This window comes from Luteibacter rhizovicinus, from assembly GCF_004342265.1.
GTDB classification, from domain to species: domain Bacteria; phylum Pseudomonadota; class Gammaproteobacteria; order Xanthomonadales; family Rhodanobacteraceae; genus Luteibacter; species Luteibacter rhizovicinus_B.
The window spans coordinates 939760-950942 of sequence record NZ_SMCS01000001.1 but is presented as its reverse complement, the minus strand read 5'-3'; the positions used below and the strand labels follow the sequence as shown (position 1 = coordinate 950942).

12 protein-coding genes are annotated in these 11183 nt (G+C 62.2%); 4 read left to right on the top strand and 8 right to left on the bottom strand.

Annotation, left to right across the window (positions count from 1 at the left end; genetic code table 11):
• Window positions 1-49 precede the first annotated feature (49 nt).
• The 4 genes from EC912_RS04210 (at window position 50) to EC912_RS04195 (ending at window position 4316) form a co-directional block, all read left to right on the top strand.
• Window positions 50-1510: a cytochrome P450 gene (locus EC912_RS04210; RefSeq protein ID WP_165973499.1), complete on the top strand. Its 1461-nt coding sequence runs from the start codon at window positions 50-52 to the stop codon at window positions 1508-1510.
• 113 nt (window positions 1511-1623) lie between these two features.
• The gene (locus EC912_RS04205) at window positions 1624-2949 is read left to right on the top strand and encodes an MATE family efflux transporter (protein ID WP_132141845.1); all 1326 of its coding nucleotides are present in this window, start codon (window positions 1624-1626) and stop codon (window positions 2947-2949) included.
• 13 nt (window positions 2950-2962) lie between these two features.
• Window positions 2963-3745 carry a thioesterase II family protein gene (locus EC912_RS04200; RefSeq protein WP_132141844.1) on the top strand — a complete coding sequence of 261 codons (783 nt, stop codon included), beginning with the start codon at window positions 2963-2965 and terminating at the stop codon, window positions 3743-3745.
• Between the two features lie 79 nt (window positions 3746-3824).
• Entirely contained in the window at window positions 3825-4316 is a 492-nt protein-coding gene (locus EC912_RS04195; RefSeq protein ID WP_132141843.1) for a nuclear transport factor 2 family protein, read from the top strand.
• Window positions 4317-4372: 56 nt separating this feature from the next.
• Here EC912_RS04195 and EC912_RS04190 read toward each other — a convergent pair whose 3' ends face one another.
• The 8 genes from EC912_RS04190 to EC912_RS04155 form a co-directional block, all read right to left on the bottom strand.
• Window positions 4373-5215 (bottom strand): class I SAM-dependent methyltransferase, encoded by an 843-nt coding sequence (locus EC912_RS04190; RefSeq protein WP_132141842.1) that lies wholly within the window; start codon window positions 5213-5215, stop codon window positions 4373-4375.
• Between the two features lie 81 nt (window positions 5216-5296).
• The gene (locus EC912_RS04185; protein ID WP_132141841.1) at window positions 5297-5959 is read right to left on the bottom strand and encodes a tetratricopeptide repeat protein; all 663 of its coding nucleotides are present in this window, start codon (window positions 5957-5959) and stop codon (window positions 5297-5299) included.
• An 8-nt stretch (window positions 5960-5967) separates the two neighbouring features.
• Complete coding sequence (locus EC912_RS04180; protein ID WP_132141840.1) at window positions 5968-7272, bottom strand: S8 family serine peptidase; 1305 nt, start codon at window positions 7270-7272, stop codon at window positions 5968-5970.
• Window positions 7269-7898 carry an anti-sigma factor family protein gene (locus EC912_RS04175; RefSeq protein ID WP_132141839.1) on the bottom strand — a complete coding sequence of 210 codons (630 nt, stop codon included), beginning with the start codon at window positions 7896-7898 and terminating at the stop codon, window positions 7269-7271. Before EC912_RS04175 ends, EC912_RS04180 begins: the two co-directional genes overlap by 4 nt.
• Window positions 7895-8479, bottom strand: a complete 585-nt coding sequence (locus EC912_RS04170) for an RNA polymerase sigma factor (protein WP_132141838.1) — start codon at window positions 8477-8479, stop codon at window positions 7895-7897. The genes EC912_RS04175 and EC912_RS04170 overlap by 4 nt, the downstream gene beginning before the upstream one ends.
• Window positions 8480-8546: 67 nt before the next feature.
• Window positions 8547-9221 (bottom strand): hypothetical protein, encoded by a 675-nt coding sequence (locus tag EC912_RS04165; protein ID WP_132141837.1) that lies wholly within the window; start codon window positions 9219-9221, stop codon window positions 8547-8549.
• Window positions 9222-9366: 145 nt separating this feature from the next.
• Complete coding sequence (locus tag EC912_RS04160) at window positions 9367-9741, bottom strand: c-type cytochrome (RefSeq protein ID WP_132141907.1); 375 nt, start codon at window positions 9739-9741, stop codon at window positions 9367-9369.
• A 47-nt stretch (window positions 9742-9788) separates the two neighbouring features.
• Entirely contained in the window at window positions 9789-11105 is a 1317-nt protein-coding gene (locus tag EC912_RS04155) for a cytochrome C (RefSeq protein ID WP_132141906.1), read from the bottom strand.
• Window positions 11106-11183: the final 78 nt, after the last annotated feature.

Here is an 11183-nt window from a genome sequence, read left to right as displayed (position 1 = left end):
GATGCAACGAGATAGTCAGGAAAGACACAATGCACCCGGGAATACCATCATGGATTCAAACACGTTAGCCCCTGAATCGGATGTGGAAAACATAGACGAGCTCAAGTACTCGCGTACGATTGCGGACCTGCCCGGTCCCAAGGGTCAACCGTTTTTCGGCAACCTGCTGCAGGTGGGTGGACATCAGTTGCACCTGACACTCGCGAAATGGATTCGTGAGTTCGGACCGATCTATCGTCTGAATATCCTGGGCCGCCCGCTCGTGATCGTCTCCGATCGCACCGCTGTCGGCAGCCTGCTGAAAGAACGTCCCGATGGTTTCAGGCGAACCAGAAACCTCAAGACGATCATGGGCGAACTGAACATCAAGGGCGTCATTACCGCGGAAGGCGACGACTGGCGAAAGCAGCGCAAGCTGGTCATGGGAGGACTGAATGCCGAAGTGGTGCGCAACTTCTTTCCTACGATGACCTTCATGACCGAACGGATGCTCACGCGCTGGAAGGCCGCGGTGGCGGACGGCAAGCCCGTCGACCTGCGTCGCGACCTGAAAGCCCTGGCACTCGATATCGTCGTGGGTATCGCGATGGGGCACGACATCGATGCGGTCAACGACGACGACAATCAGTTGCAACGCAATATCGACAACCTGTTCCGGCGCCTGGGCAGTCGCAACGCCGCGCTGATTCCTTACTGGCGCTATCTCAAGCTACCGGTGGACCGTGCTGCCGATAAATCCGCGGTCGAGGTCGAACAGGCCGTCATTGAATTCGTCAGGAACACGCGCGAGCTTATGAAGCAGCAGCCGCACCTGCAGCAAAAGCCAGCCAATATGCTGCAGGCGATGATCGCCGCAAGCGACAACCCCGAGTCGAACTTCACCGATCAGGATCTCATCGAAAACGCCACGCTCAGCGTCATTGGCGGCGAAGATACGACGGCCAACTCCATCGCGTGGATGATCAATCTTCTGGCACGGAATCCTGCCGCCGCTGCCACCCTGACCAACGAAACCGATGCGGTGCTTGGTGCCGAACCGCTCGTGCGCGACTGGGAACTGATGAAGCAATTCCCGTACCTCGAGGCGGCGCATAACGAGACCCAGCGGTTAAGGTCCGTCGCACCCTTTATCGGTCTCGGCAGCAATGCCGACTGTGTGGTCGCGGATACCTTTATCCCGAAGGATACGGCCATCATCGTATCGACCATCGGCGAGGGACTGGACGAGGCGCAGTTCCCACAGAACGAGCAGTTCCTTCCGGAGCGCTGGATCTTCGAGCAAAAACCGCAAAGGGACGACGATCCTTCACGCAAGATTTTCCCGTTCGGTGGCGGTGCACGCCTGTGTCCCGGTCGCTTCCTTGCCCTGACGGAAATCAAGGTAGTGGTGTCGATGATCATGCATAACTTCGAACTGGAACTGGATACCGACGCGCCGCCGGTCGAGCAGCTCATGAACTTCTTCATGGGTCCCAGTGCGGTACCCGTGCGACTCAAGCTTCGTGTCTGACCATCGCTCCGCATCCGTGAAGTCGCATCCCGAGGGGCATCGCATTGAATCAGAATAGGGTTGGCTTTGATTTTCGAATAGCCAGGAAAATCCTGAACGTCTCGATTCCATTAATGGGCTCGATGGTCGGGAACCTGCTCATGCTGCTCGTCGATCGAATCTGCCTGGCGAGGTATTCGAACGACACCCTGGCAGCTTCCGGACCGGCGATTTATACCGCGATGGCGATCGTCGCTTTCTTTACCTCGGCGGTGGGATTCTCAAGGTCGTGCGTGGCGCAGGCATACGGGCGATCCGGACACGGCGAAGCGGCTTATCAGGCGGCCATCGGGATATTCGTCGGCGCCGCACTCGCCGTCATCCTGCTGCTGTTGGCACCGCTGATCGAGACGATTCCATTCCTGAGCAACCGTCCTCCGGCCATTACCCACCTGGAGTCGCAGTTCCTGTATTGGTCGTGTTACTTCGGTAGCGTCATGACATTCAACATGTCGCTTTCGTCGTACTTCAACGGCATTGGAAAAACCCGTATCACCCTGATCGCCGGATTGATCGGACAGGCCGTGGACATCGTCATGACCATCGGACTGGTGTTCGGCAAGTTCGGATTGCCCGAGCTTGGCATGCGGGGCTCGGCTATCGGGACACTATTCGGCACGCTGGCGATTCTGGCCTGTTACCTGTCTTTCATGCCCAGCGACGTATGGGTAAACGTGAAGAAACTTATCGTCAAACGAGGCGACCATATACTGGGCCAGGTTCTCGCGCGCGTTAAAAAAGGTTTCACCATAGGCGTCTCCGCCGGCATCGATAACCTCGGGAATGCCGCGTTTATCTGGATAATTGCCGGACTGGGATCGATTGCGCTTGCGGCCAACAACATCAACCTGACCGTGAATTACATCGGAATCATTCCCCTTATCGGCCTGGGTATCGGGTGTAGCGTGTTGTGCGGGAAGGCTATCGGCGAAGGCGACTATCCGCAGATACCGAGGATTCTCTTTGTAACGCTGACGATCGAGTTGATCTACGTCGTCGTGATTTCGTTTTTCCAGATAGCGACACCCGAGATATTGCTGAGTCCATTCGGACTGATGGGCAAGCCGGAGGAAATCAAAAGGGCATCGATCGCGACCTCACAGGTGCTGTGGACCTATTCGCTGGCGTTCACCTTCTCCATGACCGGAGCGGCGGTCATGGAAAGCTTTGGACTGACGAGGTTTCTGTTTTTCACCCGGTTTATTCTGATGTGGACCATCAGCATTCCGACGATATACGTCGTGACTACCGGACATGTCGGAGACGCGAACTTCCTGCCAACGTGCTGGGTCATCGGATCGGTATTCGAGGCCATCATCGGCGCACTGTATTTCTGGCGGATATGGCTGGCGGTGAAGCACCGTCAGAACGACATCGTACTGGCGCACGCCGAGAGTTGAGGAGGCAACCGTTATGCGAACGGAAGTGAATCATCCCGGCCGCTGGTTCAGGTGCTTTGGAGCGAGTCCGGCCGCTCGCCGCCGCCTGATATGTTTCCATCATGCCGGCGGAGGCCCATCCCTGTTTCGGGAGTGGCACAAGTACTGTCCTCCGGATACCGAGGTATGGGCCGTAGCGATGCCGGGACGGGAAGCGCGCATAGCCGAGAAACCGGTAGACCAGATGCAGGCACTGGCGAACATGCTGGTGGAGGCGCTGCCTCTGGACCTGCCTTTTGCATTCTTCGGCCACAGCCTGGGTGCCGTGGTCGGCTTCGAGCTGGCCCGGCAGTTGCACGAGCGCCGACTGGCCGTTCCACAGCATCTTTTTGTCTCCGCATGTCCCGCACCGCAACTGTGCCGCAGGGACACATCGCGCGCCCACCTGAGCGATGCCGAGCTGTTGCGGCTACTGGAAGGATTCGGTGGCACGCCGAAGGAAATTCTCGGGCACCGCGAGTATCTCGACATGGTGCTGTCGATACTTCGCGCGGATTTCAACCTTATCGACGACTATGTTGTACCGAACGGCTGCGACGTTCGCTTCCCGATAACGGCGTATGCCGGGTCCCGCGATGTCCATGTCCATCCGGACAGAATTCTGGCCTGGGACCGGTGGGCAACGCACGATCTGGTCTGTCAAAGGTTCGACGGCGATCACTTCTACCTTGCCGAACACCGGGAAGCCCTCATCGACGATCTGTTCGGCAGATGGCGCATGAACGATGTATCGAAGGCTCCCGATGTTTATGCATGACAGCTTCGGGACGCTTGAAGTTGACCGTAAACTCTGAAAGCATCGGGCGGGCAACATAACCTCATAAAGGCGGCCTCCGATGGTAGACCTGTCACGTTCCACGATCGGCTCGCCGCTTACGCCATCCATCGCGATCGCATGCGGCATGCTCGGGTTGTTTCTCGCCTGCGCGTCCGCTTCGGCACAGACCGGCGGCGCCCCCGCGTCCGCGACGTGCGGCACCTCCACGGACCCGGCTCAGGTGGTAGATGCGCAGCTAGCGGCCTATAACGCCCACGATGTCGATGCTTTCGCTGCCTGCTATGCACCCGATGTCAGCATTTACGATCTCACCGGGAAAAATCCCGTTCATCACGGCATCGCCGAGCTGAAGAAGACCTACGCATTCCTGAAAACGGTGCCCGCCGCGTTTCGTGCGGACATTGTCACGCGTATCGTCAACGGTCCCATCGTCGTCGACCACGAGCGCATCCTGGGCCTGCCCGCGGACAAGGGCACACCGGAGGCTGTCGCGGTTTACGAAGTACGCGATGGCAAAATCCTCAATGTGTGGTTTCCACCCAAGAAATAGCCGGCGAGTAGTGCAATCCACGGAATTTGGTCAATTCGGGGGGAGCGACCGCGCAGTCAACGACGGGTTGCGAGTACACCGTCCAACGCCAGCTGCGCTTTGAAGCCTGCCTTCTCCAGTCGTTTCGCGACCTCGCGCGGAACATCGCGACCGCTGGTGAGCTTGTTCGGGCTGCCGGTGTAGTGGAACAGGCGGCCGCCGCGACGTAGTACGCGTGCGAGCTGCTCGTAGAACGCCAGGGAATAGAGCTCGCCAGCAATGCCGAAGCGCGGCGGGTCGTGCAGCAGCGCATCCACCGAAACGTCCGCAATCTGCACGATCGCCTCCGACACATCGCCATGGGTGAGGCGCAGACGACCGCCGGTGTCGGGTGCCTGTGGGTCCGGGGACCACGGGTTAAGCGTCCGCAACCACAGGACATCCGCATTCTTCTCGAAGGATTGAATACTCCCTACACCTGCTTCCAGACAGCAAGCGGCGAAGTAGCCCAGGCCGCCACAGGTATCGAGTATCGCCTTGCCGCGTGGCTCTACGAGTGCCACCTTGCGGCGCGCGTCCTCTACCGGCGATTCCTTCGAAGTAGGCAGCATCTTGATGCCGTCGATCTCGAAGGTGGGCGCACCCCAAGGCGTGGGCACCAGCTTGATCAGCGATCCGGAAAAACGCGACACCGGCTCGTAGGTGTCGCCATCCCAGTAGTAGATCGTGCGATCTTTCAGCGCGGGTGGGTACGGATAGCTCCGGTCCCGCCACAGCCAGGCGTCCGGCTGCAGCGCAACATGGTCATTCGAGCGGCCAAGGTCCAGCGACCCGGTCCATTCGCTCGCACTGGCATCGCGTGCGGTCAGCAGTGCCTCGGCGATCGGGCGCGTGAGCAGGGGACCGGAATAATGGGACACGACGAGACTCTCCTGACACCGCGGCTATCCGGCGGTAAACAACGAACGGGTCACAATCGTAGCGGATACCCGGTTATTCCATCAGCGTGCTCGCGCTTCGATATTGGCGCGCACGTTCGTCCTCGCATCCGCGACGGCGATCTTTTCGGCGACGGTGCGCGCCAGCGACGAGTCGGCGTCCAACAGCGAGAGCAGGTGTCGCCAGGTTTGCGAGGCACGGGGATAGTCGTTCTGCTGGAAGGCGACGATGCCCAGCAGCCAGAGGGCGCGCTGGTTGTCCGGCTCCAGCGCCACGGCCTCCTGAAGCAACTGGCGCGAGGGGCCGTCGATGGCGTAGTCGGCGTGTTGCGACATGCCTGCTTCGACCAGGCCGACCATGGCCGCGGTTTGCTCCGGGTCGATCGCCAGTACGTGACGGTAGGCGTCCGCGATCTCTGTCGGGTGTCGCGCTGTTTCGGCGGCGTGCGCTTTGTCCATCCACGCCGCAACCTCGCGCTGTTTCGCTTCGGCGGACGCATCCACCGGCGTAGCGGACTCGACCTGCGCGACACGCATTTTCCGGTCGAGCGCGGACGGTGTACCGATCAGCGAATACAGGTAGATCGCAGCCACGGGAAGGACCGCGACGGTGCCAATGGCGACCGCGAGCATGCTCCGCGAAGGTCTACGGCGGAGCAGCGGATAGACGATCAGACACAACGCAACAGCGATCATCGCCGCCGCCGCGATATAAAAAATCGACACGGTTGGATTCATCCAGGACGGTGGGCGGCTTTCCGTTCGCGAATCAGGGCGTCCAGCGCGGAGGCCGCGTTGACCTCGAGTACGCCATCGGACACCTTGCTGCTGCGCAGGAGCAGGTCGCGCGCCGTTTGGGCATCCATATCGGGCGCAAGCGACAGCATAAGCGCGAGGATGCCGCTCACGTGGGCGGCAGCGAGCGACGATCCGGAGGTGAAGTCGTAACTGCCGCCAGGTTGTGTCGTCAGGATGTCGTTGCCAGGCGCGCTGAGGACACCCGGCGGCGCCGTCGTCGCCGCGCCGGAGCGCACGACGATGACGCCCGCCGCGCTATCGGGGAATCCGCGAACGTTGCCATCGGGTGGCAGTGCGGCGACCACGATGCGGCCCTGGTTCAACAGGTGCGTGAGCAGTTTGCCGAGCAACGGATCCGCCGGACCGCCGAGGCTTAGGTTGACGATCCGTGCGTCCGTGTCGTTGACCGCCGCGAGCGCCTTGGCCAGTGTGAAGGAATTGCAGCGCGCGGCACCGTGACCGTCGGCCGGATACCAGCACGCTTTGTAGAGACTGAGCGTCGCCTTGGGCGCGATGCCTACCATGCCCTGATGGTTATCGCCGACGGCGGCGATGACGCCCGCGATCTCGGTACCGTGTGCGTCGCGATTGAACGCGGCCGTGTCGACGTCGACGATGTCGTGCGTATCGTGGATGCGCGCTTGCAGATCCGGATGGGTCAGGTCCGCGCCGGTGTCGACGATCGCGATATGCACGCCATCGCCCTGACTGACGTTGTGCGCGAGCGCGGCACTGGTTGCCACGAAGCCGCGTTGCAGGTCGGCGTAGGGGTCGTTGTAGTGGTGCGCCGCAGGCGTTTTTTCTTCCGTGTAGACGGCATAGTCCTGCAACGGTTGGGCGAGCTGTACGCGCTCGTCTTTCGCGAGCGTGGCGATCAGTTCGTCGCGATCCACACCGGGAGCCGGCTTCACCACGACGCAGTAGAGGTCGAGGGCCTTGATGGGCCATCCGACGACCTCGTGCAGTCCATAGTGTTGTTTCAGGTCGGCCAGCACGGTGACGGCGCGCTGGCCGGCACCGTAGTGACCGGTCGGCGTATAGCCCAGCACGCTGGAACCGGCATGCGTCGCAGCGGGCTCCAGCGGGTTGGAAACCGCCAATACGATGTCGCGCTGACTATCCATGGATGCCACCCGGTTGCCTGCGGGATGTGCCATCGCGATCCGGTCGTCGGGGCGCGTGGGTGTGCAGGCGGCAAGAGCGATCAGGCAGGCGGCGAGGGTGAGGAAACGTCGCGTCATGGCGTACCGGCGACAGGCTCCGCGAAGCGGATGCCATGCGTGCCGCGCAGCTGCCGCAACGTCTGTTCCGGCGTCGATGCCGGGTCCGTCGCGACGACCGTATACGCGCCGACATCGTTGGGGCCGCCAACGACCTGAAGGTGCAGGTTGCGCAGCACGGCATCCCAGTCGGCCACTTTCATGTTCGTGTCGGGTACGACGTGGATCGCGCCCGCCGCGACCGGCGCGGCGGTCTGGCTCAGGGTGCGATACGCCGGATTGGCCTCTTCGGACCAGAGCCGGATACCGAGCGCGCCGAGGCCCACGGCCTGGAGCAGGACGGCGGCAACCAGCGCGCGCGTGAACCAGCCTCCCTGGCGAGCGCGGACAGGTTCTTCCTGCGGTGCGTCCAGACGGGCGAGCAGACGTTTCAGTCCGACGTTGGCGTCGAGCGGGATATCCGAAGGCAACGACACGGCACGGCGCAAACGATCCTGTTGCGCGAATTCCGCGCGGCACGATTCGCAGGTCGACAGGTGGGCCATCAACTCTTCGTTCTGTTCTTGCGGGGCGCTGTCGAGCAGCACCCAGGGCATCGCTTCCCAGGCACGGCTGCAATCCCTGCCGTTATCCGTTGGGAACGTCATGGCACGCTCTCCTTTGTGGTGGACACCTCTCCGGCAAGGCCGGGGAGGACGTTGCGTAGTTTCACCCGCGCATGGAATAGCCGGGCCTTCACCGTGCCGACCGGGCACTGCATGATGACGGCGACGTCGTCGAGCGAATGTCCCACGCCGTAAACCAGTTCGATCACGACCCGCTGGTCGACCGAGAGGCGATCGAGTCCTTTGCCCAGCCAGTCGCGCAGTACACGATCGTCGTCGGGATCGTGCGAGGGAATGCGATCCTCCGGCAGGCTGTCCTCGTCGACCGGTTCGCTGCCGTGCTGACGCAAGGCCTTCAGGCCGCAGCGATAGGCGATGCCCATGATCCAGGTCGACACGCGCGAGTCGCCATGGAACGTAGCGGACTTCTGCCAGGCGATCCAGAAGCAGTCGTTGATGACTTCCTCGATGATGTCGGCCCGCCGGGTCAGGCGGGACAGGAAGCGGCACAACCGGCCGTGGTAACTGCGATACAGGACGGACAGGGCGACGCGGTCGCCCGCCGACATGCGCTGCAGGAGCAACCGATCGGTGGCGTCGGCGTCGTTCTCGGCGTCGTTCATGGGCTCGCGGAAACCATGGGATGGAGCACGTAAGTACCCTAACGGGGCAAAAAGGTTGCCTGTGGAATCAAAAGGACCGTGCGATCGTCGCCGTCCATGGTGAGACACCCGGTTGCCCGTGCCGTTTTTCCTGATCGCTTGCGATATGCGCCAGTTCTACCCGCCAGGGGCCATTGTCCCATATCAGTCCCAACTGACCGTACGCGTAGTGGGCGGACTCCGCATAGTAGGGATAACGGGGCCGGACCAGCGTTTGGGCGATACCCGCCCCAGCGGACAGGGTCAGGTGCGGTGCCAGGGGCCAGCGGAAGCCGATGTCGGCCGCGCCGCGCGGGCCGTGATCCGCGCCGTGGAACAGCTGAGAGCCCGACAGGCCGACGGTCAGGATGTCGCGATAGATCCAGTAGACCGCCAGTTCCGTGCGGTCGTAGACGTGCCACGGCCCGCTGGACGGATAGCGGTAGTAGATCAGGGCGGCCTGCATTTGCCAGTCGCTGGACACCGTCCAGGAATGCGCCGCCTGGGCCAGCGTCTCGACGATGCGTCCTGGCGAGCGGATCCGGGTACTGCCGGACAGGCCCAGCGACCACCCCGAGGGAGTGCTCCAGGACACGGCACCCTGCAGGATGGGCGTGGACGGCGTGATCGCCACGCCGCGATCGACCAGCTGCGAACTGATCGCCACCGTGCCGGTCGTGCCGACCGACTGGGCGTGCAACGGCGCCACGAAACCGAAGGTCAACGCGAGCCATCCGAGTCCGAGACGGCGGACGCGCGAACGCCTCGTCGTGGCGTGCCACCACGGCGAGGCGTTTCCCCTGTGCGGAAACCCGGGGCGATTGCGCAATATCACGTCGTCATTCGAAAGGTCGGTGATGAATGGTGCTTCAGTGAAGAGTGCTCAGGTACGACAGCAGATCGTCCAGGTCCTTGGCATCCGACAGGCCATCGTATTTCATCTTGGTGCCGGGATTGGCCTGCTTCGCCGGTTGCGAGAGGTAGGTGTGCAACTGCTCCGCGGTCCATACCCAGGTGGTTTTGCGCAAGGCATCGGAGTAGTTGTAGTCCGTCACGCTGCCCGCCTTGCGTCCCACGATGCCGAACAGGCTGGGGCCTTTTTTGTTGCGCCCTTCTTTGACGGCGTGGCATTCGGCACATTCCGACTTGTAGACATCCGCTCCCGCGGCGGGATCGCCGGCCGCGGCGAGGGGGGAGGCCATCATCCAGCCGGCGAAGAGGCCGGCGGCGGCAATGCGCCGCATGGATGGGCCCAGGAATAACTTACTCACACATGGACTCCCGTAGGGTTTCAGAACGCCAGGCTGGCGGAGACGGAGAACGCATTGAGGTCGCCCGCGCTGGTGGGAAGCGCACCGGGCGGGGCACCGAAGATGTTCGTGTAGCGACCGTTGAACCGGGTGAAGCGGAACCATGTCGCCGCGATCTTCAGGTTGGCGATGGTCGTGTACGAATCGTCCTTGCCGAAGGGCGCCCAGAACACCGTGATGAGGTTGCTGGTGGCGTTGGGATCGCCGTACGGCGTGTAGCGCACCGCGTCGCGTGGCCCCGTACTGAGCATGTGCGTCAGCACCACGCCGTAGGTTTGCCTGAAAGTGTAGGTCAGGGTCGCGGTCTGGTCGTGCACGGTCGCGCGGCCCGGTGCGACGAAGCCATCCGGTCCGAGGAGCCGGGTACCGTAATGACGCCGTTCCATAATGTTGACGTAGCTCGCCTGGACGATGTGTTCCCGGTTGCCCAGGTACTGGTAGGTCAGGTCGTAGCCGAGATCGGTCAGGTCGTCGCTGGGTCCGGATCGGGGTAGCTGTCGTTTTGTCGTCAGCGCGACAACGCCCGCCGAGAAGAACTGCCGCTTCAGGTCCTTCATGTACGCGAAGCGGAAATACCCCGTATCCCCGAGCTTTCCGGGGTCGCCGTTGATGTTGTAACCGAGACGGTCCTGCTGCGATGTCGGCAGCGATTTGTACGTACCGACCTCGCCATACCAGACCGAATCGTAAAGACCGTAAACGCTGGCACCGATGACGCGATCAGTCAGCGTATTGGGGCTGGACGGATTGAGCAGCGTGCCCGTGACGCCGGGCGGACCGATCAGCGCCGCGTTCGGCAGGGCCGCGATGGGGTCCTGGAAACCGGGGCTGTTGTTGACGCTCACGCCCAGCGTGAGGTCCTTGCCGCGCATCTTCAGTTCCTTGGCGACGAAGCGCAGGTCGACGTTGCTCAGCTTGGTGTTGTACGTATTGTGCCCGGTGTGGTCGGCCTCGATCTTGACGTAACCGCCGAGGTTGTCGGTGAGGCGTCCGGCCAGATACAGATCGCCTTCGGTCAGGTTGGTGGTGCTATTGCCGCGCGCGGGCGCCGTATGCGTTTCGGTGAGCTGCCCGGATACCGGCACCTTGAAACCCTTGCCGTCCGTATCGGTGTAACCGTTGAGCTTGAAGCGCATGCCGTAAGGAGTCAGCTGCGGACCATAGGCACCGGCATGGCAATCCGCGCACGCGGACCCGGTCTGCCGGGCATAGGCAGGGATGGCGTGGGCGGCGTTGCTGGCCATCAGCAGGAGCAGGGCGATGCCGCTCCACAGCGACCTGTGCGTTGGCCGGCACATCGCGAACCGGAGCAGGAAAGACGGCATGAAAACTCCTTGTGATAGATGGGGCGCGGCGATGGATGAAGAAGGCGCACC

Bases quoted from the DNA above. Each gene is read 5' to 3' on its own strand.
- EC912_RS04155 (WP_132141906.1), bottom strand. From the start codon at position 11,105: ATGTGCCGGCCAACGCACAGGTCGCTGTGGAGCGGCATCGCCCTGCTC.
- EC912_RS04205 (WP_132141845.1), top strand. From the start codon at position 1,624: ATGGGCTCGATGGTCGGGAACCTGCTCATGCTGCTCGTCGATCGAATC.
- EC912_RS04175 (WP_132141839.1), bottom strand. From the start codon at position 7,898: ATGACGTTCCCAACGGATAACGGCAGGGATTGCAGCCGTGCCTGGGAA.
- EC912_RS04180 (WP_132141840.1), bottom strand. From the start codon at position 7,272: ATGACGCGACGTTTCCTCACCCTCGCCGCCTGCCTGATCGCTCTTGCC.
- EC912_RS04170 (WP_132141838.1), bottom strand. From the start codon at position 8,479: ATGAACGACGCCGAGAACGACGCCGACGCCACCGATCGGTTGCTCCTG.
- EC912_RS04195 (WP_132141843.1), top strand. From the start codon at position 3,825: ATGGTAGACCTGTCACGTTCCACGATCGGCTCGCCGCTTACGCCATCC.
- EC912_RS04200 (WP_132141844.1), top strand. From the start codon at position 2,963: ATGCGAACGGAAGTGAATCATCCCGGCCGCTGGTTCAGGTGCTTTGGA.
- EC912_RS04210 (WP_165973499.1), top strand. From the start codon at position 50: ATGGATTCAAACACGTTAGCCCCTGAATCGGATGTGGAAAACATAGAC.
- EC912_RS04160 (WP_132141907.1), bottom strand. From the start codon at position 9,741: ATGCGGCGCATTGCCGCCGCCGGCCTCTTCGCCGGCTGGATGATGGCC.